This is a genomic window from Xenophilus sp. (assembly GCF_044462705.1).
GTDB lineage: Bacteria > Pseudomonadota > Gammaproteobacteria > Burkholderiales > Burkholderiaceae_C > Xenophilus > Xenophilus azovorans.
This window is the reverse complement of the sequence record NZ_JBIQNC010000015.1, coordinates 21,231-41,488: the sequence shown is the minus strand read 5'-3', so window position 1 is coordinate 41,488 and position 20,258 is coordinate 21,231. Positions and strand designations below refer to the sequence as shown.

The window sequence follows — 20,258 nt, the reverse complement described above, 5'->3', positions numbered from 1 at the left end:
GCCGGCCGCACCACGCTCAACGGCGAGGGCCTGCAGCACGAGGACGGCCACAGCCTGGTGCAGGCCGCGCTGATCCCGAACGTGCGCAGCTACGACCCGACCTTCGCCTATGAAGTGGTCACGATCATCCAGCACGGCATGCAGCGCATGCTGGCCGAGCAGCACGACGAGTACTGGTACGTGACGCTGATGAACGAGAACTACGCGCACCCGGAGATGCCGGAAGGCAGCGCGGAAGGGATCCTCAAGGGCATGTACCTGTTCAAGGACGCCGGCAAGCCGAAGAAGGGCGAGCTGCGCGTGCAGCTCATGGGCTCCGGCACCATCCTGCGCGAGGCCATCGCCGCGGCCGAGCTGCTGGAGAAGGACTTCGGCATCAAGGCCGACATCTGGTCCTGCCCGAGCTTCAACGAACTGGCGCGGGATGGGTGGGACGTGGAGCGCCACAACCGGCTGAACCCGGAAGGGGAACCGCGGAAGGCCTACGTGACGTCGCTGCTCGAAGGGCGTCAGGGGCCGGCGATCGCGGCGACCGACTATATCCGGATGTATCCGGAGCAGATTCGGCAGTTCGTGCCGATGCGGTATACGGTGCTGGGGACGGATGGGTATGGGCGCAGCGACACCCGGGAGAACCTGCGGCGGTTCTTCGAGGTGAGCCGGTATTACATCGCGCAGGCGGCGGTGGCGGCGTTGGCGGCGGAGGGGAAGTTGAGTGCCAAGGATGTGGTTAAGGCCAACGGCCTGTACGAGGTCGACGGCTCCAAGCCGAATCCGGTCTGTGTCTGAGGATTGGTCTTTGAGGCGGACGGAGTAAAGGCTCCCGTCCTCAGGGGCGTTCCGGGTCGCGGGAACTGAGACGGCCAAGTTTTCAGATATCTTCCTTTCCAGCGAGCGGGGAGGAGGCGTGACAGCTAGTGCGATCCGAAGGGGGCTGCGAAATCTCCCACCTTGGGGAATCGGCGTTTCGGATGAGGTCGTCCGCTATATGGATGGCATTCTGAGCATCCGCTCGGAGTGCGCACTCCCAGATCGTGATGACTTTCCAGCCATCCTCCACCAGACGAGCCACAGCGGCGGTATCTCTTCGGCGGTTTGCGAGAAGCTTTTTCTGCCAGAACTCGGATCTGGACTTCGGCACTCGGAAGTAGGGGCAGTTCGCATGGGCATGCCAGAAGCAGCCGTTGACGAAGATTGCCGTGCGCCACTTCGGCAGCACGATGTCAGGCTGGCCTGCGAGGCCCCTGACATGAAGGCGGAAGCGGAATCCCCGCGCCCAAAGACCAGACCGGACGACAGTCTCCGGTCGAGTATTCCGGCCGCGAATGCGCGACATCATCCTCGACCTCACCTCAGGTTCAACAATGTCAGCCATGCCGCGAGCCTTTAGGGAAGCAGGTAACTGAATGCGAAACAGGTCTCAAGCCAAGACCATAAAAGTCGTGGACATCTTTGCCGGTCCTGGAGGACTCGGAGAAGGTTTTGCGAGCTTCACACCGGCAGTAGGCGGACACAAGCCATTCCGGATCGTCCTTTCCGCCGAGAAGGAGGAAACTGCTCACCAGACTCTCACATTGCGGGCCTTTTACCGCCGCTTCGCCAGTCCGGAGGATGTGCCGGAAGAGTATTACCGGATTGTCCGGCAGGAGATGTCCCCGGGAGACCTGAGCGGAGAGATTGCCCGCGAATGGGCAGAGGCGGAGCGGGAGGCTTTGCTGCTGGAACTTGGCAAGGAGTCCCATCGTCTCCATCAGGAAATCCAGAGTCGCATCGGACCAGACGAGCCCTGGGTCCTTGTCGGAGGTCCCCCATGTCAAGCCTATTCGCTAGTGGGGCGGGCGCGGAACAAGGGAAAAGACAACTACATTGCGGAAAAGGACAAGCGTCACTTCCTTTATCGCGAGTACCTGGAGATCCTGGCCCGGTTTGCTCCTCCGGTCTTCATCATGGAGAACGTGAGGGGAATTCTTACCGCGAAGCTCAATGGGAGACGCATGTTTCCCGACATTCTTCGTGATCTGCACGATCCGGGGCGTGCATTTGGCGCGGGAGCATGCAATGTCATCTACGACATTTATCCGCTATCTGCCGATGCAATAGGCGGGCCGTACCGGCCGGGAGAGCAAGACGAGGATCTCGCCAGGTTCCTGGTGAAGTCCGAAGACCTTGGCATCCCCCAATCCCGCCACAGGGTCATCTTGCTGGGCATCCGCCGCGGTTCGGGCCTGAGTGAACCGACCCCGCTTGCTGGGTCCCAGCGAATTCCAATTGGCCGTGTCATCAGCGACCTGCCAAAGATCCGGAGCGCATTGTCCCGAGGGGACTCTGACAGCGCCTGGTCTGCTACCGTCCAGCGCCAGAAGGATCGAGTTCTTCGGATACTCGACCGCAGGTGGGATCTAAGTGACGTGGCAGACGCGATCTTGGATACGGAGTTCATCGAGGGCGCCTCCCGGAGGTCTTCAAGGCGACCGGACAGACGCTCGGTGATTGCATACCAGGATTGGTACCACGACCCTCGCCTCGGAGTGACGCTCAATCACGATTCCAGAGGGCACATGCCGTCTGACCTGGGGAGATACCTTTATTGTGCGGCGTACGCCAAGGCGCGGGAAGGCAAGTCGCCCACCACGCGGCTCGAAGACTTTCCAAAGCAACTTGCGGCAAATCACAAGAGCTGGGAGAGCGGCAAGTTCGCGAACCGGTTCAGGGTCCAGGCGCCAGCTTTTCCATCCGCTACCGTTGTCAGCCATATTGCTAAAGACGGGCACTACTTCATCCATCCGGATCCTGCCCAGTGCCGGAGTTTTACAGTTCGGGAAGCGGCCCGGGCACAGACATTTCCGGACAACTACTTCTTCATGGGGGAGAGGACTGCACAATTCGTACAGGTGGGCAATGCAGTCCCGCCTCTGCTTGCGCGGCGCATTGCCGAGACTGTCTGGGGATGCATGTCCGGTATCAAAGCTTCTGCCCGTTGAGAATCTGACTGGGGAACAAAACTGTAGATAGTGGGGAAATAGAAACAGAGATGACGAAGGACCTGCCGGTGAAATCGCTCGGTCTGAGGCGTGCGGATGCCACTCCCCACGCGGCGGCTCTGATCGAAGGACTGAGGGATCTTGGCTACTCACTCGAGACTGCCATTTCGGACATCATCGACAACTCCATTACTGCGGGCGCGACTCGCGTGGAGATCATTACTGAAACGTCGTCAGGAAATCCTCGAATTGCGATCCTGGACAATGGTGAGGGGATGTCCGAGGACGAGCTGATTGCCGCCATGCGGCCGGGTAGCAGGAACCCCTTGGCAGCGCGGGATGAACCGGACCTGGGCCGCTTTGGTCTCGGACTGAAGAGCGCGAGCTTTTCCCAGTGCCGTCGACTTACCGTCGTAACTCGCAAGGGAGGCAAGACTTCAATTGCCGTCTGGGACCTGGACGATGTAGCGGTCCGGAACGAATGGTCGGTGCAGCTGCCAGAAGATGCAGCAGACATTTCCGAAGTCGATCTCCTGGGAACGCAAGGCACGCTCGTACTCTGGGAAAAGCTCGATCGCCTCGGTGGAAATCTTGCGGATAATCCTGTTCGCCGGGCCGAAGTCATCAATCAGCGGATCGCCGAGGCAGAACGGCATCTGCGGCTCGTATTCCACCGATTCATGGAGACGACGAAGCCGCTGGAGATTGCACTGAATGGCAGAACTTTAGCGCCACTCGACCCGTTCGCCAGGACCAATCCTGCAACGATTGCAGATCCGGTAGAACATTTGCCCTTGAAGCACGGATGTGTGGAGATCCAGAGCTACACACTTCCTCATCACAAGCAAATGTCCAATGCGGCTTGGGAAGACTTGGCAGGCCCCGAAGGTCACCTGAAGTCGCAAGGCTTCTACCTCTATCGAGGCAAGCGGCTGATCCTCCATGGAACCTGGTTTGGCCTGTGCCGCCAATCCGAGCTCACCAAGCTTTCGAGGGTGCGGATCGACATCCCGAACAGCATGGATGCTGATTGGAAGGTCGATGTCAAAAAGTCTTCAGCCCAGCTCCCTCCATTGGTTCGCGATCGATTGAAGCGGGTTATCGAACGCATCCAGGGTGGGTCAAAGCGCACCTATCGGAGCCGCGGGCAGAGGCTCGTCAACCAGGAGCGGTTGCCGTTGTGGCAGAGAGTACAGGCCAATGGACAGATCCGATATCGGCCCAACATCGACCATCCGGCATTCGCGACATTTGCCGAGGCGCTGCCTCCAAGTCTGAGGCAGGGCTTTTTCAACTGCATTGCATTGGTCGGGGCCTCGCTGCCAGTAGAGACGCTGCACGCAGACATGGCAGCGATGCCAGAACAGGTGGCGCCGGACAAGATTGACGACGAGGTCTTGGTCCAGGCTGTGCAGTACACGCTCTCAATGCTGCTGGAGTCGGGGAAGGAGATACACGAAATCCGGTCTCTGATGAAGGACGTGGATCCATTTCGATCTGCCTGGACCGAAACTCAAAGCATCATCGAAAGAACTCTCCAGGTACGGGGCGAATAGTGAATCCAATTCTCAACACCATGGAGGGTATGGCCTCCATCCAAATGGGGGCCCAGCAAGGTCCTCACACCGCAGAATCCATTCGCCAAATCCTCATGGAGCTTTCCGGGTTGCCCATGTTCAAGGGGGCCGTAAGCGAAGGCGACATCGAAGAGCTTGCCCGTCTGATCGAGGAAAAATATGGGATCAGCATGGGTCTTGGGGCCATCGTCCAGTCCGAAGACTTCCGCCCGTGGCTGCATGACGCCCGCATTAGTGGCGAGATGTCTGATTTCTACTGGGGTCGCTATCGCAGGCTCTTGCAACAAAAAGGGTTGCCAAACGCTGTGATCGACTCGATGGATGAGGTCACCGATCGAATCCTCGACCGATTAGGCAATCCTCGGGAGGAAAGTTCCTGGAGTCGCCGCGGCATGGTCGTGGGTCATGTCCAGAGCGGCAAGACTGCGAACTACACCGGGTTGATCTGCAAAGCCGCCGATGCAGGATACCGGCTGATCGTCGTGATCGCCGGCATCCACAACAATCTGCGCAATCAGACACAAGCACGCATCGATGAAGGCTTCATCGGGCGGGATACCGGCCGCCTCGCGCACGCGAACAGAGGCCAACGACAGAAGATCATTGGAGTCGGGAAGTTCGATCAGCGCGAATTCCCTGTTTCCCTGACGAATACCTTGCGGGATTTCAACAAGGCTACCGCTACGACGAACACCAGTCAGATCGGGCAATACAACGTGCCTGTCGTGCTGGTTATCAAGAAGAACTCGAACACGTTGAAGAATCTGCTCGAGTGGTTGAAAGAACATTCGGTCCATCAAGGAACGCAGATGGTGAGTCAACCGATGCTGCTGATCGACGATGAGGCAGACAACGCGTCAATCAATACTGCCTATGCACGGGATGAGGTCACCCGCATCAACAGTCAGATACGCGAACTCCTGTCACTCTTCCATAGGAGTTGCTACGTCGGATATACGGCTACGCCATTTGCGAACATCTTCATCGACCCGGACACGGACGACGAGACGCTCAAGCAGGACCTCTTTCCGCGACACTTCATCATCGGCCTTGATGCTCCGTCCAACTACTTCGGTGCGCAGAAGGTCTTCGTCGACGGACAGGATCGGCATATCAGGATCATCGACGACAACGAGGATGTCCTTCCAATAAAGCACAAGATTCATCAAGAGGTCGACGCGTTACCGGACAGCTTGGTGCGCGCAGTCCGAACATTCGTCGTCGCGCGCGCGATTCGCAATGCGCGAGGTCAGCATCGTGAGCATGCCTCGATGCTTATCAACGTATCGCGATTCACCGACGTCCAGGGCCGCGTCAAGGCAAGAGTCGCCGATATCATCGGCAAAATTAAGGATGCAGTCGCGGTTGACGGTGGCAAAACGGAGGGAGCGGCTCTCAGGAATCCGGAAATCGCTGCACTCTACGAGGTCTGGCGGAAAGAGTACCGTGACGCGGAACCGCAAGACTGGAGCCAAGTACAGAGACGCCTCCATGAAGTCCTTGTGGCAGCGCGAGTGGTGGAGGTAAACGCGTCGAAGCGCGCACTTGCACTGGACTATGACCAGGGCGGCGAGTATGGAGTGACGGTGATTGCGATCGGCGGATTTTCGCTGTCGAGAGGTCTGACCTTGGAAGGACTCACCGTCAGCTATTTCCTTCGAAACTCCGTCATGTACGACACTTTGATGCAAATGGGCCGGTGGTTCGGGTATCGGCCCAATTATGAGGACCTGTGCCGAATTTGGATGCCAGCAGACGGTGTCGGCTGGTACGTGCACATCCATGAAGCGATGGAGGATCTACAGGTCCAGCTCAAGCGGATGGAGCTCGTAAAGGCGACCCCCGAGCAGTTTGGTCTTGCCGTGCGCAGCCACCCGGAATCACTGATCGTTACGGCTAGAAACAAGATGGGCACCGGCAGGGAGCTGCCCGTCAGAGTGGGGTTGGCTGGTAGGCTGGTAGAAACTACACGCATTTCGGTAGGCGAGGAGCAGTTGAATGCCAACACGGCAGCTGCTTCCGCACTTGCCTCAAACATCAGTGCCCGGCGGATCCGCCCGGAAGCCGTATCTCGCGGGACGCTTTACCAGGAAGTTCCTGTGGAGTTGGTGCGGGACTTTCTGAGGGCCTATCGAGCTGATTCGGCCGATCCCCTGACAGATCCAAGATTGATGGGTGACTACATCGACGCTCGGGCCGATTCCGAACTGCGTCATTGGGACGTTCTGTTTGCTAGTGCGCAAAAGGAGGAAGCACCCCAAATGTGTCTGGGCGGGAACGTAATGCGCGCCTATACAAGAAGGGTCGGGACGCAGGAATTGAGGGGCGGAGTTCTTGCAATAAGCGGCACAAGTCGACGAGTAGGATCTCCGGGCGACGAGCAGGTAGGCCTGACCAAAGATCAGATTCGATCCGCTATCAAGAAATTCCAAGAAGAGCGCCTGCGGGATAACAAGGAAGTCCCAGGGACTCTCCCACCGAGAATTTTTTGCGAAATCCCTCGGCGCCCGCTGATCATCCTGCGATTTGTGGCCCCCAAAGTCGATGAGGAGGAGCTAAAGGTGAAAGCGCCGGATTTGGTGCTTGCCTGGAGCATTTGTTTCCCTCCCTCTGAAGTCCAGGGCGGAACCGTGGAGTACGTTGTAAACACGGTCAGAATGCGCGAAATGTTCGGTGAGGAAGAATTTGAGGAGGATGCGGCAAGTGAGGAATGAGTCGCCATGGGCTGGCCTTGAGTCCGGCGAAATTGATACGCGCCGCGTGGACGCAGACGCCAGGTGGGACTGGTTCTGGTCAGTAATGCCGGACAGGAACGCTGCGCTCGTTCTCAAGCTTTCAAACCTTCCGAGTCCACTTCCGGATCTACCGAAGTTGCGGAATCTAGAAGTGAGATTTCACACCATTTCGGGCGGTCCGATCCTCTATGTGCGTCTGAAAGACAGCACACAGCAAGAATTGTTCGAAACGTTGTGCCGCGATGTCATTGCCGCGGGGGAGATCGCCGAGTCAGAAGAAGAAGCCCTGAAGCGAGCAATTGGGCGCACATTTCGATGGCACTATTTACTCAAAGGGGGGAGGCCGGGTGCCCTAACCGAAGAGGCCCAGAAGGGACTCGTCGGCGAGATCGAAATTCTCAAGTTGCTCATGGACACGATCGGGCCGAAGCGCGCAATAGAGGCTTGGACTGGTCCAACGGGTGCACCAAAGGACTTTGAACTCGGAAATCATTGCATTGAGGTGAAGGCCCGGCGAGGTGCTGCCCAGCCGTTCATAAGGATTTCCAATGAGTTCCAGCTTGCTGATGTTCCCGGCATGAGCATCTGGCTGAGCATTCTGGCGGTAGACAAGCTCGAGGCCCCGCATGGTCAGACATTGACCGAGCGAGTCGCGGAAGTAACGGAATTTGTGGAGCGTGCGGCGCCAGCGGCACTGGCCAATTGGGATCTCCGGCTCGCCGAAGCCGGCTTCGACATGGCCGATGACTACTCGCCGTGGCGGTGGCATGCATCAACGCCAGACTTCTACGCGGTCACACCGTACTTCCCGAGGCTTGAGATGCCTGTGCCAGTTGGGATCTCCAATGTGAGCTATTCACTGGCAATTGCCGCGTGTGAACCCTTCCAGGCAGAGTGGGAGCGAATCCGTTCCCAGCTCAAGCAAGAGGAAGAATGATGAGTGAGCTTAGGGAGTACTACCAGGACTTGATGGCAGACATCAGGCGCGAGGCCGACGCCAGTGGAATCATGATGGTCGAAGCATTCTTCGATCGCATGGCCGAACGGCTCACCGAAGCTGGTGAACTCGAAGTGGCGCATCGCGCTTACTTCCAGAGCGGCGATGGAGCCCAAAAACTGAGAGTGGACGGATATTCAGGGGATCCACGCGAGACCGAAGGTGTTCTGGGGCTGATTGTCTGTGATTTCGTTGACAGCGATGATGTTGAGACCTTCGGAAAGGGTGATGTGCCACCCATCCTCAATCCCCTGATCCGGTTCTTGAAAAAGGCAAGGACGGCGGACTTCCGGGATTCCTTGAACGAGGTCAATCCTGCATTCCAAGTATCTGACTTGCTGATCGCAACCTGGTCTCAGATCACCAAGATAAAGCTGATCCTCATTTCAAATCGCCAATACATCGGACGAGACGATACGGTCAAACTCGCAGATCCCGGAGATATCCCTATTACCTGGTCGGTTTGGGATTTGGCCAGGTTCGAGAAGTTTGACCGCTCTGGCCAGGCCAGAGAGGACATAGTTATCGACTTTGCAAACGACTTCGGTGCTCCGATGCCCGCCCTTCGTGCTTCGCAGGGTGGCGCCGGGCTGGAAAGCTATCTTTTGGTAGTTCCAGGTGAGCAGCTCGCGTCGATCTATGACCGCTGGGGTGCGCGACTGCTCGAGGCCAATGTTCGTTCATTTCTTCAGGCGCGAGCGAAAACCAACAAGGGAATCCAACGAACCATCAAGGAAGAGCCAGCGCTCTTCTTTCCGTACAACAACGGACTTTCGGCGACAGCCGAGGAAGTTGCCTGCACGCATACCAAGGACGGCCTGGCGATTGCGTTGGTTCGAAATCTGCAGATCGTCAACGGCGCCCAGACCACTGGTTCCATACACGCGGCGCTGAAGAACGCTCGGGACCAGCTTGGATCGGTTTTCGTCCAGATGAAGCTGACAGTGGTCCCGCCTGAGAGGTCTGAAAGCATTGTTCCGAAGATTTCGGAGTACGCGAATACGCAGAACAAGGTCAATGCTGCCGACTTCTTTTCGAATCATCCATTCCACATTCGCATTGAGCAGTTCTCCCGTAAGATAATCTTCGCCGCCCGTGAAGGGGCGCGCCACGACAGCAAATGGTTCTATGAGCGTTCCCGTGGACAGTTCATCAATGCGCGCAGCCGATTGACGCCTGCCCAGCTTAAAAAGTTCGACCTTGAGTTCCCCAAGGCCCAGCTTTTTACCAAGACGGACCTTGCAAAATTCGAGTTTTCGTCTGCGGGCAAGCCGCACATTGTTTCGCGCGGCGCGCAAAAGAATTTCGCCGAGTTCGCCAAGGAGGTTGGCGAGGCTTGGTCAAAGAGCGAGGCGAAATATGACGAGCTCTGGTACAAGAGGCTGATCGCGAAGGCGATTCTCTTTCGCACGCTCGAAACTGAGGTTCCAAAGCAACCTTGGTATGAAGGTGGCTATCGCGCAAACATTGTGACCTATGCGATGGCGAAAGTATTCAATGACGCAGAGCGTGAAAGCGAGGTGCTTGATCTTGATGCGATTTGGCGCCGGCAGAACGTTTCCGAGCCGCTGAAGCGCGCACTGCTGTTGGCTGCTGCCGAAGCGCATCATGTAATCACGCATCCCATTGCTGGCATTAGAAACATGTCAGAATGGGCGAAGCAACAAGCATGTTGGAATGCCTTGGCGACCCGCGAGATCGACTATGGCGAGGAATTCGAGGATTGCTTGGCGCTTAGGGACGCTGCAAAGGCAGCTGAGCGTGATCAGCGGCGGCAGCGGCGTGAAGACGATGGGATTTCTGCCCAGGCGGACGTGGTCGGGCGCGGGCCGGAATTCTGGTCGCACGTACTGGAACTGGGAAGGGCTCAGCAGAAGTTTTCGCCGAAGGACGAGCAAATCCTGAGGGTATGTGCCGCCTTGCCGCGGCAGATCCCGACTGAGCAGCAGAGCAAATACGTGCTCAAGCTGCTTGAAAGGATGGAGGAGGAGGGCCTCGCCCTAGGCTGATCGACCCCCTAAAGGGGCTGGGTTCCAGAATCCCATTGGTGGTCCGGTGTACGTGGCAGGATTACCCCATGCCCCCCGTCCTCACCCTCCGCAACCTAACCAAAACCTACGCCTCCGGCTTCCAAGCCCTCAAGGGCATCGACCTGGACATCCACCGCGGCGAGATCTTCGCCCTGCTCGGCCCCAACGGCGCCGGCAAGACCACCCTGATCAGCATCGTCTGCGGCATCGTCAATGCCAGCTCGGGCACGGTTACGGTGGACGGCCACGACCACGTCCGCGAGGCCCGGTCGGCCCGCTCCCTGATTGGCCTGGTCCCCCAGGAGCTGTCCACCGACGCCTTCGAGTCGGTCTGGGCCACCTGCCGCTTCAGCCGGGGCCTGTTCGGCAAGCCGGCGGATCCGGCCCACCTGGAGAAGGTGCTGCGCCAGCTGTCGCTGTGGGACAAGCGCGACAGCAAGATCCTGGCGCTGTCCGGCGGCATGAAGCGGCGGGTGCTGATCGCCAAGGCGCTGGCCCACGAGCCGCGCATCCTGTTCCTGGACGAGCCCACCGCCGGCGTCGACGTCGAGCTGCGCCACGACATGTGGCGGATGGTGCGCGAGCTGCGCGAGCAGGGGGTGACCATCATCCTGACCACGCACTACATCGAGGAGGCCGAGGAGATGGCCGACCGCATCGGCGTGATCAACCACGGCGAGCTGGTGGTGGTGGAGGACAAGGCCACGCTGATGCGCAAGCTCGGCAAGCGCCAGCTCGCGCTGACCCTGCAGGAGCCGCTCCCGGCCATCCCCGAGTCCCTGGCCGACCTGCCGCTGGAGCTGTCCGAGGACGGCAACACCCTCACCTACACCTTCGACGTGCAGCAGGAAGAGCGCACCGGTATCGCCAGCCTGCTGCGGCGGCTGGCCGAGCAGGGCGTGGACTTCAAGGACCTGCATTCCAGCGAGAGCTCGCTGGAGGACATCTTCGTCAGCCTGGTGAGGCAGCGCGCATGAGCCTCAACGTCCATGCCATCCGCGCCATCTACCGCTTCGAGATGGCCCGCACCTTCCGCACGCTGCTGGAGTCGATCGCCTCGCCGGTGCTGTCGACCTCGCTGTACTTCGTGGTGTTCGGTGCGGCGATCGGCTCGCGCATGGGCGAGATCGACGGCGTCGGCTACGGCGCCTTCATCATCCCCGGCCTGATCATGATGTCGCTGCTCAGCGAGAGCATCTCCAACGCCTCGTTCGGCATCTACATGCCCAAGTGGTCGGGCACCATCTACGAGCTGCTGTCGGCGCCGGTGTCCTTCGTCGAGGTGGTGGTCGGCTATGTCGGCGCCGCCGCGACCAAGTCGCTGCTGCTCGGCCTGCTGATCCTGCTTACCGCGCGCCTGTTCGTCGCCTACGAGATCCAGCACCCGGTGTGGATGCTGGCCTTCCTGGTGCTCACCGCGACCAGCTTCAGCCTGTTCGGCTTCATCATCGGGCTGTGGGCCGACGACTTCCAGAAGCTGCAGATCGTGCCGCTGATGGTGATGACCCCGCTGACCTTCCTCGGCGGCGCGTTCTACTCGATCAAGATGCTGCCGCCGGTGTGGCAGACCATCACCCTGTTCAACCCGGTGGTCTACCTGATCAGCGGCTTCCGCTGGAGCTTCTACGGCACCGCGGACGTGCCGGTGGGGATCAGCATCGCGGCGATCACCGGCTTCCTGGTGGTGTGCCTGGCGGCGGTGTGGTGGATTTTCCGGACGGGGTGGAAGTTGAAGGCATAGGAGGGGACATGGAACGCGCATTCCCGATGCTGCTCGCCATGGTGCTTGCGCTGGCCGCAGGCGCCGTCCACGCGCAGGAGACCGGCTACATCGGCCACGGCATGGCCGATGCCAGTCCCACCGAGGTGTACCTGGAGTACGCCAGGGTCATCCACGCGGCCGATTCGCCCCAGGCGATCTTCCCGTTCTCGCCGCAGCCGGCCGCGGAGGTGCGCGCGGCCCTGGCCGCGATGACGCCGGAGCAGGCCGCGCAGGCGCTCGGGTTCATGCAGGCCATGGTCCCGCTGCAACCCGAGGTGCTCGCGGAAACCGTCGAGGGCGACACCGCCACGCTGGAGGTGTTCGGCGAACTGCCGGGCATGCTCGACGGCGAGCCGTCGCCGCACCACGGGGTCGTTACCCTGGTGCGGCGCGGCGGCGAGTGGAAGATCTCGAACCAGGCGTTCGAGGATCGCGACTGACGGCGAGGGGTGAGGCGCCGACTGGCCGCCGAACCTCGCGCGAAGCCGCCACCTCGGGGCACAATCGGTTATTGTCGGACTTGCAGCCGGAGGTCGGGGGCGCAATGCGATACGGGACGACGGAGACCAGCCAGGAAATCGAGGCTCGCAAGCCGCGATTCGCGGTGGTGCCGGTGGGTTCCTTCGAACAGCACGGTGCGCACCTGCCCGTCACCACGGATACATTGATTGCGGCCGGCATTGCCGACGCCCTCTGCCGCGACCATGGGGGGCTGTTGCTGCCGCCGGTGGCGGTGACCTGCTCCCATGAGCACGTCGGGTTCGCCGGCACCGCGTCCATCTCCGCGACGACCCTGCTTGCGGTGCTTAGCGACATGTTGGTCAGCCTGGAGCACGCGGGAATTGATCTGATGGTCCTGGTGAACGGGCATGGCGGGAATTACGTACTGTCCAACTTCGCCCAGGAGGCCAACGTGGAGCGTCCGCGCGTCTACCTGGCCCCGGTGCGCCAACAATGGCAGGCGGCCATGGATGCCGGCGGAATCGAGTCCGGCATATCCGAGGACATGCACGGCGGCGAGCTGGAAACCTCGCTCATGCTGCACATGTATCCGGAACTGGTGCGCCCGAAGCATTTGCGCAAGGATCATGATGCGCCGGACCGGCCGCTGCTTACGCTGCATGGCATGCGTCACTACACCACGTCGGGCATCGTCGGCTTTCCTTCGCGCGCCACCGCGGAAAAGGGGGCGGCCGTCCTTACCCACCTGGTGGCTTCGATCGCCGGAGAAGTAGAGAAGATCCAGTCTCGCCGCTGACACCCTGGGGGAGGGCATGGCAGTTTCGCCGTTTGCGTGGTGCGAGCTGTACGACGAAATCAAGGCGCTGATCAAGAGCGGAGCCCTCCGCGCCGAGGCGGACATGGCGGTGGAAGCCGTTTCGCCCAACGCCGATCCCGAGGATTTCCGCAAGGCCATCGATCGGCTGGTCGACGAGGGGGTGTTGCTGCGCACGTCCCCGGAACGTGTCGTGGTCGCCCAGGCGCGTGCGCGTTCACGCCGCGGGGCATCATTCCAAGGAGACTACCGGGATCAGGGGCGTAGCCCGACGATCCGGACGATCAAGCTGGAGTTGGTTCCGACGGACGATGCCCCGCCCCTGGTCCATCAGACCTTCGCACCCGGTTCGATGCTGGTCCGACACCACCACGTCCAGTCAGTGGATGGCATCCCCCATGCCATCGCGGAGTCGTACGTGCCCTACGACATCGTCCGGGGTCAGTGGCAGGACATCAGGTCCGGAAACTACGACTTGTTCGAGGTGCTGTCAGCGGCGAAGCATCCGGTCACCCGCAAGCAGGAAACACTGTACGTCGACTCGCCTACCTTCCAGGAGCGGATCGAACTGGGTATCGAGACGATGCCCAGCGTGTCGGTGGTGCGACTGGACTGCATCCTCTACTCGAGGCAAACCCCTGTCGAGGTCTGTCTCCTCTGCGACCGCGCGGACCTTTACGAATTCAATTACGTCGTGGAGCTTTGACCGCCATGTCACTAGAAAAACTGTTCTCCGCCCATATCCCGACAGTGTTGCGGGAGGCGGTCGAGCCCGGGATGGACGATGGCAGCATCCTGAGTCTGGCGCATCGATCCATCGACGAGTTCTGGCTCAAGTACGGCAAGATGTACGCCCGGTCCGGCTCGCATCGGCTTGAACTGCAGCAGCAGATCGACGCCGGTAGGGACACGGCCGCGATCGCGGAATGCGTCGGCAACTTGCACATGGCCTTCCTGGCCGCCGAAGTCGAGCTGCGCATCCAGCCCGGCATGACCATGGACCAGCAGGAAAAGCTTGCCCGCGTGTTCCGTGGGATCGGCAAGGACTTCGCGACGAAAGGCTGGCCTGCCCACGCACGCGCATGCCTGACCCGCGCAGCCCATCTGTTCGCCCAAGTGCGTATGTTCCGAGAAGAGGACGCCACCTGGTACCAGGAAGGTCGGGCGGCCCTGGTCGAGGCCAGAGGCATGCGGCGGTTCGGGCTCTGGGCGAGTTATGTGTTTGCCGGGTTCGGGTACCGCCCTTACCGTCTGCTTTATTGGTGCCTGGGAAGCATTTTCGCGTTCGTTCCCCTTTACGCATGGCTTGAGCCAGGGTGGTCGTGGCGGACATCGATGGTCGTCAGCGGCATGAACTATCTCGCCATGCTGGGGCTCGGCGACATTGGCGCTTCCGCGTTCCGGACCCAATTGCTTGCCATCGTGCAAGGGTCGGTGTCGCTGGTGCTGAATGCCACCTTGTTCGCATTGTTGGTCAGGCGCTGGTTCCGGTCATAGGGGTGGTCTTCGCGCGCGCCCGTGGCGCTAAAGTACGGTCGACCCAGGCAAAAGGCCGCCAAGATGCAAGCACTCGAGCTCGCCCGCCAGTTCCACGCCCTGCACCTTCCGGGCAACCCGCTGGTCCTGTTCAACGCCTGGGACGCGGGCAGCGCCCGCGCGGTCGCCGACGCCGGGGCCAAGGCCATCGCCACCGGAAGCTGGTCGGTGGCCGCGGCGCATGGCTACGAGGATGGCGAGCAGATCCCGCTGGAACTGGCCATGGCCAACCTGCGGCGGATGGTCGCGGCGGTGCCGTTGCCGGTCACGGTGGACCTGGAGAGCGGCTACGGCGGCGCGCCCGGCGTGGTCGCCGACACGGTGGCCGCGGCGATCGAGGCGGGCGCGATCGGCTGCAACCTGGAGGACAGTTTCCCCGCCGACGGCAGCCTGCGGCCGGTGGATGCGCAGGTGGCGCGGCTGGCCGCGGCCCGCAAGGTGGCGGACAAGGCCGGGTTGCCGTTCTTCCTCAACGCGCGCACGGATGTGTTCTTCCAGAAGCCGGCCGATGCGCACGACCAAGCCATGGTGGAAGCCGCCTTGGAACGGGCGCGGGCGTTTGCCGAGGCGGGCGCGAACGGGTTGTTCGTGCCCGGGCTGGTCTCGGAGGACCTGATCGCGAAGTTGTGCGCGGGCTCGCCGTTGCCGGTGAACGTAATGGCGCGCGAAGGTGGGCCCGGACGGGCGCGGCTCGCAGAGCTGGGGGTGGCGCGGATCAGTCATGGGCCGGGACCGTATCGGGGGGCGATGCGGTGGCTGACGGATGCCGCCCTCGAGGCGATGAACCACTAGAAATCAATCTCTTTAGTGGCTCGGCACGTCACGGTTCACGCTGTATATACGCTGTTCGCCTTACCATGCTTGCCCATGGAGCTGCTTGTATATACACTTTCCCGCCCTGTTCAGGATTCCAGGGACGGCGACAGTGGCGATTCAGATCTCCCCCAAGGTCGTGGAAAAGCTCAAGGACAAGCATGGCGTCGATCCCCGGGAGGTCGAGCAGTGCTTCGAGAACAAAACAGGTCTGCTGCTCAAGGACACCCGGGAAGACCACAGGTCGGACCCGCCCACCTTGTGGTTCATTGCTCCGACCAACCGAAACAGGCTCCTGAAGGTCTGCTTCATCCAAAAAGGTCCGGATCAGCACATTCGTACAGCCTACCCACCGAACCAGAATGAATTGAAGATCTATCGAACGCTCGCTTGCCCAACAGACTTTTAAATGAAGATGGAAGTGACACAACGGGGGTGATGATGATGACGAACACGCCAAATCGTGACGCGCGGGATCCTTGGGACTCCGGCGAGCTCGGCCAGAGCCTTGAGCACGCGGAAGTTGCGTCGACTGAAGAAATGCAAGCGGTAGACGAGTCTTTGGGCTTGCAGCTTGTCTCCATCCGACTTCAGCGCAAGCTCATCGCGACCTTGAAGTTCATTGCATCCCACCATGGCATTGGATACCAACCGATGGTACGTGACCTTCTGAACCGATTTGCGGTCTCGGAGATGCAGCAGATCCTGCAAGCGCAACTTGCCGAGTCGCAAAGGCAGGCAGACGCCGCAGGAGGCAATGTCGGCCCGGTTTCTGAATTCCTGGAGCGCGAAAGAAAGCGCGCGTAAGAGCGTTGGAAAGCCCCGGCATCGCCGGGGTTTTTTTTGGTCCTCAAGAACCCCCGCGGGCGGCTTCGATCTTGGCGATGTCGATCTTGCGCATCTCCATCATCGCGTCGAACGCGCGCTTGGCGGCCTTGCGGTCTGGGTCGGTGACGGCTTCGATCAGCACCCGCGGCGTGATCTGCCAGTTCACGCCCCACTTGTCCTTGCACCAGCCGCAGGCGGATTCCTGGCCGCCGTTGCCGACGATGGTGTTCCACAGGCGGTCGGTCTCTTCCTGGTCGTCGGTGGCGATCTGGAACGAGAAGGCTTCGGTCTGGGGGAAGGCGGGGCCGCCGTTGAGGCCGACGCAGGGGATGCCGCAGACGGTGAAGTCCACCATCAGCACGTCGCCCTCCTGGCCGTCGGGGTAGTCGCCGGGGGCGCGGTGGACGCCGCGGACTTCGCTGTCCGGGAAGGTCTCGGCGTAGAAGCGGGCGGCTTCCTCGGCGGTGCCATCGAACCAGAGGCAGATCGTGTTCTTGGGGATCATCGCGGTCTCCAGGAGCGGCAAGTGGTTGTTTTCACGGATTGCTCAGGACTTGCTCAGGACGCTCAGGCCGGCCCGGGGCCACGCTGGCGCCACGTTCAACCACACGGAGGGTAAGGCCATGTCGGGACAGATGGGTGAAGCGCGCGAGCAACGGCGCAACTGGGTGCGGGTGGTGATCTGGGGGCTGGCGGGGTCGCTGTTCCTGCTGCCGCTGGTGGCGATGCAGCTGACCAGCGAGATGAACTGGGATGCCTTCGACTTCCTGGTCTGGGGCACGATGCTGTTGGTCGCCTGCGGCACCTACGAGCTGATCAGCCGGCTGTCGCCGAACCGGCGCTACCGGGCGGCCACCGGGGTGGCCATCGTCGCCGGCTTCCTGACCTTCTGGATCAACGGCGCGGTCGGCATGGTGGGCGACGAGGACAACGTCTACAACCTGCTGTTCCTGGCCGCGATCGCGGTTGGCGCCGTGCTGGCGCTGGTGTCCTGGTTCAGGCCGCGGGGCATGGCGCGGGCGCTGTACGCGGCCGCGGCGATCCATGCCGGCACGGCGCTGTACGCGTTGGCGAGCGGTGCCGACGGCCTCGGCTCGGTGCTGGCGCTGTGCTTCGCCCTGCCGTACGTCTTGGCCGGTGCGCTGTTCAGCCGTTCGGCGCAGCAGGTGGAGGCCGCCGCGGCCGCCAGCGACGTTCCGTGACGCGATTTCGACACCGCTGAAAATTCGCCAAACGGCGGTGTACCGCGGCCGGCAGGGTGCTTGAAAGCCCCGCCGGCTTCCCTATTTCACGCGCCGCAGGCGGGCACGCCCGCCGCGCTTGAGACAGGAGGAACCCAGCCATGAACATGATGACCCGTCTTTCGCCGATCGTATCGCCGGATCCGGTGCGCCAGCTGATGGACCGGTTGTTCGACGGCAACCTGTTCGCCGGCAGCCTGCTGCGCGACGAGCACGACGCATCCTCGGTGGTGACCAGCCAGTGGATGCCCGCGGTCGACATCCGCGAGGAACACGACCGCTTCGTGCTCGACGCCGACATCCCCGGTGTGGATCCGGAGGACATCGAAGTGCAGATGGATCGCGGCATGCTCACCATCAAGGGCGAGCGCCGCAGCGAGGCCGTCGGGGCCACCGAGCGCTATGCCCGCGTGGAACGGGTGCACGGCAGCTTCCATCGCCGCTTCGCGCTCCCCGACAGCGCCGATCCGGAGCGCATCACCGCTGCGGGCAGCCACGGCGTGCTGCGCATCGTGATCCCGAAGAAGGCGGAATCCACGCCGCGTCGCATCCAGGTGGATCGCACCCTCGACTAGTCGCGGGAGCGGACGCCGAGCAGCGGCGCAAACCCGGCCATCGCCGCCACCACGCAGGCGGCGAACAGGGCGCCCTCCAGGGCGCCCGTGGCCACCTGGCTGGCGGTGCCGAAGCCTGCATCGCCGAACAGGGTGCCGAGCTGGTCCAGGCGCAGGCGCGAGTTAGGGAAGGTCTGCGCGAGCAGGTCGAGGCTGCCGGCCATCAGCCGGCCGCCGAGCAACGGCACCACCAGGCCGGCCACCGCGCCGGCGGCCGCCGCGGCGAACACGCTGCGCCGGTGCCAGGGCGAGCGCCCGCCGAGGGCGCCGAACCAGACGCCGAAGCCGACCGCGCCGCCGAGCAGCAGGCCTTCCATCGCCCCGGTGATGTCGCCGGGCGAGCGGCCGAGCAGCAGGTTGAAGGCGTCCAGCCCAAGGAGCTTGACGATGCCGCCGACCAGCAGGCCGCCGAGCGCACCGCCGGCGATGGCCCAGCGGTGGGGGGGGCCCGGGAGCAGGGTGCTCGCGGCGATGCCGGCGCTGACGCCGGCGCCGCCGACGAGCGCGACGACGATGCACAGGCACACGATCACCAGGACCATCGAGACCGCGCCCATGCCGGGCTGCAGCGGTTGGCTGGCGCCGAGGAAGCCGTAGGCCAGGCCGCCGAGGGCGCCGGAGACGCCGGCGCCGGTGGTGCCGGCGGCGGTGAGGAGGAGGGCGTCCCGCCAGGTCCAGGTGGGGGGCGTGGGTGAGGGTGTCGCAGCTTCCGCCGCTCCCACAAGGGGGTCAGGACCCAGCTCGACCGGGGCGATGAAGCGGTAGCCGTGTTTGGGGACGGTTTCGATGAAGCGGGGGTTTGCGACGCTGTCGCCGAGCTGCTTGCGCAGGGTGCGGATGCACTGGGTCAGGGCTTCCTCGGTGACCGGAATGCCGCGCCAGACTTCGTCGAGGAAGCGCTCCTTCGAGACCAGCTTGCCCTGCTCGCGAAGCAGCAGGATGAGCGCGTCGAGGTAGCGCGAATTCAGTTCGACCAGTGTGTCGCCGCGGCGTAGCTGGCGCTGCGCGGGATCGAGCTGGAAGTCTTCGAAGCGGTAGATGCCGTTCCCCATGCGGCAAGCCTACCGTGGCTGCGCGATCGACGGGGTGGGGGTGGCATCATCGGGGGAGGCCCGAAGACCCCGGGGAATCCCGATGAGTGCATTCGCATCCCTGATTGCCGCCGCCATCGCCTGGGTGGCGGTCCATATCGGCATCGCCGGCACCGCCGTGCGCGGCGCGATCGTGTCGAAGATCGGCGAGGGGCCGTTCCGCGGCGTGTTCGTGATTGCTTCGTTCGCGCTGCTGTACTGGCTGGGCACGGCCTACGGCAACGCAGGCCCGGTGCGCCTGCTGTGGATCGCGCCCCGCTGGCTGGTGGTGGCCGGCATGTGGCTGCTGCTGCCCGCCGTTCTGCTGCTGGTGTGCGCGGTGAGCCAGCCGAACCCGACCTCGGTGCGCGGCGAAGGCGCGCTGGACCGCGAGGAGCCGGCAACCGGCATGCTCCGCATCACCCGCCATCCGATGCTGTGGGCGTTCGCGCTGTGGGCGGTGGTGCACATCATCGCGCTGGGCACGCTGTCCGGGCTGGTGTTCGCCGGCGCGATCCTGGTGACCGCGCTGGCCGGCATGCCGAGCCTGGATGCCAAGTACGCGAAGCGCTATCCGGAGCGCTGGCCGCGGTTTGCCGCGGCGACCTCGATCGTGCCGTTCGTGGCGATCGCGCAGGGCCGCAACCGGCTGGTGTGGCGGGAGATCGGCTGGCTCCGGCCATGGCTGGCGATCGTGCTGTGGGGCGTGCTGATCGCGCTGCATCCGCTCGCGTTCGACGTCAATCCCGCGCGCTACTTCCACGGCTGACGTAAGACTGCCCGTAAACCACACTGTGA

General features: G+C 62.2%; 21 protein-coding genes. 18 read left to right on the top strand and 3 right to left on the bottom strand.

Going from position 1 to position 20,258, the window contains the following annotated elements; all coding sequences use genetic code 11:
- Nucleotides 1–789: transketolase-like TK C-terminal-containing protein (locus ACIY1X_RS05020; protein WP_399678521.1), on the top strand; the 789-nt coding region annotated here is incomplete at its 5' end.
- Between the two features lie 82 nt (nucleotides 790–871).
- Here the strand turns inward: ACIY1X_RS05020 and ACIY1X_RS05015 are convergent.
- Nucleotides 872–1,375 (bottom strand): very short patch repair endonuclease, encoded by a 504-nt coding sequence (locus ACIY1X_RS05015; protein ID WP_399678519.1) that lies wholly within the window; start codon nucleotides 1,373–1,375, stop codon nucleotides 872–874.
- Between the two features lie 67 nt (nucleotides 1,376–1,442).
- On the opposite strand from ACIY1X_RS05015, the gene ACIY1X_RS05010 reads away from it, so the two are divergent.
- The 14 genes from ACIY1X_RS05010 to ACIY1X_RS04945 all read left to right on the top strand — a co-directional run bounded on the left by ACIY1X_RS05010 (nucleotide 1,443) and on the right by ACIY1X_RS04945 (nucleotide 16,514).
- Nucleotides 1,443–2,981, top strand: coding sequence for a DNA cytosine methyltransferase (locus tag ACIY1X_RS05010; protein ID WP_399678517.1), 1,539 nt, complete (start codon nucleotides 1,443–1,445; stop codon nucleotides 2,979–2,981).
- A 50-nt stretch (nucleotides 2,982–3,031) separates the two neighbouring features.
- Nucleotides 3,032–4,537, top strand: coding sequence for an ATP-binding protein (locus ACIY1X_RS05005; RefSeq protein WP_399678515.1), 1,506 nt, complete (start codon nucleotides 3,032–3,034; stop codon nucleotides 4,535–4,537).
- Between the two features lie 29 nt (nucleotides 4,538–4,566).
- The gene (locus tag ACIY1X_RS05000) at nucleotides 4,567–7,272 is read left to right on the top strand and encodes a Z1 domain-containing protein (RefSeq protein WP_399678513.1); all 2,706 of its coding nucleotides are present in this window, start codon (nucleotides 4,567–4,569) and stop codon (nucleotides 7,270–7,272) included.
- Nucleotides 7,253–8,230, top strand: a complete 978-nt coding sequence (locus ACIY1X_RS04995) for a PD-(D/E)XK motif protein (RefSeq protein WP_399678511.1) — start codon at nucleotides 7,253–7,255, stop codon at nucleotides 8,228–8,230. Before ACIY1X_RS05000 ends, ACIY1X_RS04995 begins: the two co-directional genes overlap by 20 nt.
- Nucleotides 8,227–10,299, top strand: coding sequence for an AIPR family protein (locus ACIY1X_RS04990; RefSeq protein WP_399678509.1), 2,073 nt, complete (start codon nucleotides 8,227–8,229; stop codon nucleotides 10,297–10,299). The genes ACIY1X_RS04995 and ACIY1X_RS04990 overlap by 4 nt, the downstream gene beginning before the upstream one ends.
- Nucleotides 10,300–10,367: 68 nt before the next feature.
- Nucleotides 10,368–11,297, top strand: a complete 930-nt coding sequence (locus ACIY1X_RS04985; RefSeq protein ID WP_399678506.1) for an ABC transporter ATP-binding protein — start codon at nucleotides 10,368–10,370, stop codon at nucleotides 11,295–11,297.
- Nucleotides 11,294–12,061, top strand: coding sequence for an ABC transporter permease (locus ACIY1X_RS04980; RefSeq protein ID WP_399678504.1), 768 nt, complete (start codon nucleotides 11,294–11,296; stop codon nucleotides 12,059–12,061). Before ACIY1X_RS04985 ends, ACIY1X_RS04980 begins: the two co-directional genes overlap by 4 nt.
- Before the next feature lie 26 nt (nucleotides 12,062–12,087).
- Complete coding sequence (locus tag ACIY1X_RS04975; protein WP_399678503.1) at nucleotides 12,088–12,522, top strand: hypothetical protein; 435 nt, start codon at nucleotides 12,088–12,090, stop codon at nucleotides 12,520–12,522.
- Nucleotides 12,523–12,626: 104 nt separating this feature from the next.
- Nucleotides 12,627–13,340 carry a creatininase family protein gene (locus ACIY1X_RS04970; RefSeq protein ID WP_399678500.1) on the top strand — a complete coding sequence of 238 codons (714 nt, stop codon included), beginning with the start codon at nucleotides 12,627–12,629 and terminating at the stop codon, nucleotides 13,338–13,340.
- Between the two features lie 16 nt (nucleotides 13,341–13,356).
- The gene (locus ACIY1X_RS04965) at nucleotides 13,357–14,064 is read left to right on the top strand and encodes a UTRA domain-containing protein (protein ID WP_399678497.1); all 708 of its coding nucleotides are present in this window, start codon (nucleotides 13,357–13,359) and stop codon (nucleotides 14,062–14,064) included.
- A gap of 5 nt (nucleotides 14,065–14,069) precedes the next feature.
- Complete coding sequence (locus ACIY1X_RS04960) at nucleotides 14,070–14,855, top strand: hypothetical protein (protein ID WP_399678494.1); 786 nt, start codon at nucleotides 14,070–14,072, stop codon at nucleotides 14,853–14,855.
- 63 nt (nucleotides 14,856–14,918) lie between these two features.
- A complete protein-coding gene (locus ACIY1X_RS04955; protein WP_399678491.1) occupies nucleotides 14,919–15,686 on the top strand; it encodes an isocitrate lyase/phosphoenolpyruvate mutase family protein in 768 nt (255 codons plus the stop codon).
- 133 nt (nucleotides 15,687–15,819) lie between these two features.
- Nucleotides 15,820–16,116, top strand: a complete 297-nt coding sequence (locus ACIY1X_RS04950; protein ID WP_399678488.1) for an ADP-ribosyl-(dinitrogen reductase) hydrolase — start codon at nucleotides 15,820–15,822, stop codon at nucleotides 16,114–16,116.
- A 29-nt stretch (nucleotides 16,117–16,145) separates the two neighbouring features.
- A complete protein-coding gene (locus ACIY1X_RS04945; protein WP_399678485.1) occupies nucleotides 16,146–16,514 on the top strand; it encodes a hypothetical protein in 369 nt (122 codons plus the stop codon).
- Nucleotides 16,515–16,557: 43 nt separating this feature from the next.
- Here ACIY1X_RS04945 and ACIY1X_RS04940 read toward each other — a convergent pair whose 3' ends face one another.
- Entirely contained in the window at nucleotides 16,558–17,040 is a 483-nt protein-coding gene (locus ACIY1X_RS04940) for a VOC family protein (protein WP_399678483.1), read from the bottom strand.
- On the opposite strand from ACIY1X_RS04940, the gene ACIY1X_RS04935 reads away from it, so the two are divergent.
- Both ACIY1X_RS04935 and ACIY1X_RS04930 read left to right on the top strand, forming a co-directional pair.
- Nucleotides 17,024–17,737: a hypothetical protein gene (locus ACIY1X_RS04935; protein ID WP_399678480.1), complete on the top strand. Its 714-nt coding sequence runs from the start codon at nucleotides 17,024–17,026 to the stop codon at nucleotides 17,735–17,737. The genes ACIY1X_RS04940 and ACIY1X_RS04935 overlap by 17 nt on opposite strands.
- 140 nt (nucleotides 17,738–17,877) lie before the next feature.
- Nucleotides 17,878–18,351, top strand: coding sequence for an Hsp20/alpha crystallin family protein (locus ACIY1X_RS04930; protein ID WP_399678478.1), 474 nt, complete (start codon nucleotides 17,878–17,880; stop codon nucleotides 18,349–18,351).
- Here the strand turns inward: ACIY1X_RS04930 and ACIY1X_RS04925 are convergent.
- Nucleotides 18,348–19,442, bottom strand: a complete 1,095-nt coding sequence (locus tag ACIY1X_RS04925) for a transcriptional regulator (RefSeq protein ID WP_399678476.1) — start codon at nucleotides 19,440–19,442, stop codon at nucleotides 18,348–18,350. The two genes, ACIY1X_RS04930 and ACIY1X_RS04925, sit on opposite strands and share 4 nt — an antisense overlap.
- On the opposite strand from ACIY1X_RS04925, the gene ACIY1X_RS04920 reads away from it, so the two are divergent.
- Nucleotides 19,441–20,229, top strand: coding sequence for an NnrU family protein (locus ACIY1X_RS04920; protein WP_399678473.1), 789 nt, complete (start codon nucleotides 19,441–19,443; stop codon nucleotides 20,227–20,229). The genes ACIY1X_RS04925 and ACIY1X_RS04920 overlap by 2 nt on opposite strands.
- Nucleotides 20,230–20,258: the final 29 nt, after the last annotated feature.

Bases quoted from the DNA above. Each gene is read 5' to 3' on its own strand.
- ACIY1X_RS04970 (WP_399678500.1), top strand. From the start codon at position 12,627: ATGCGATACGGGACGACGGAGACCAGCCAGGAAATCGAGGCTCGCAAG.
- ACIY1X_RS04975 (WP_399678503.1), top strand. From the start codon at position 12,088: ATGCTGCTCGCCATGGTGCTTGCGCTGGCCGCAGGCGCCGTCCACGCG.
- ACIY1X_RS04945 (WP_399678485.1), top strand. From the start codon at position 16,146: ATGATGATGACGAACACGCCAAATCGTGACGCGCGGGATCCTTGGGAC.
- ACIY1X_RS04985 (WP_399678506.1), top strand. From the start codon at position 10,368: ATGCCCCCCGTCCTCACCCTCCGCAACCTAACCAAAACCTACGCCTCC.
- ACIY1X_RS04965 (WP_399678497.1), top strand. From the start codon at position 13,357: ATGGCAGTTTCGCCGTTTGCGTGGTGCGAGCTGTACGACGAAATCAAG.
- ACIY1X_RS05000 (WP_399678513.1), top strand. From the start codon at position 4,567: ATGGCCTCCATCCAAATGGGGGCCCAGCAAGGTCCTCACACCGCAGAA.
- ACIY1X_RS04920 (WP_399678473.1), top strand. From the start codon at position 19,441: ATGCGGCAAGCCTACCGTGGCTGCGCGATCGACGGGGTGGGGGTGGCA.
- ACIY1X_RS05005 (WP_399678515.1), top strand. From the start codon at position 3,032: ATGACGAAGGACCTGCCGGTGAAATCGCTCGGTCTGAGGCGTGCGGAT.
- ACIY1X_RS04930 (WP_399678478.1), top strand. From the start codon at position 17,878: ATGAACATGATGACCCGTCTTTCGCCGATCGTATCGCCGGATCCGGTG.
- ACIY1X_RS04925 (WP_399678476.1), bottom strand. From the start codon at position 19,442: ATGGGGAACGGCATCTACCGCTTCGAAGACTTCCAGCTCGATCCCGCG.
- ACIY1X_RS04995 (WP_399678511.1), top strand. From the start codon at position 7,253: ATGCGGCAAGTGAGGAATGAGTCGCCATGGGCTGGCCTTGAGTCCGGC.
- ACIY1X_RS05015 (WP_399678519.1), bottom strand. From the start codon at position 1,375: ATGGCTGACATTGTTGAACCTGAGGTGAGGTCGAGGATGATGTCGCGC.
- ACIY1X_RS04955 (WP_399678491.1), top strand. From the start codon at position 14,919: ATGCAAGCACTCGAGCTCGCCCGCCAGTTCCACGCCCTGCACCTTCCG.
- ACIY1X_RS04990 (WP_399678509.1), top strand. From the start codon at position 8,227: ATGATGAGTGAGCTTAGGGAGTACTACCAGGACTTGATGGCAGACATC.
- ACIY1X_RS04980 (WP_399678504.1), top strand. From the start codon at position 11,294: ATGAGCCTCAACGTCCATGCCATCCGCGCCATCTACCGCTTCGAGATG.
- ACIY1X_RS04960 (WP_399678494.1), top strand. From the start codon at position 14,070: ATGTCACTAGAAAAACTGTTCTCCGCCCATATCCCGACAGTGTTGCGG.
- ACIY1X_RS04940 (WP_399678483.1), bottom strand. From the start codon at position 17,040: ATGATCCCCAAGAACACGATCTGCCTCTGGTTCGATGGCACCGCCGAG.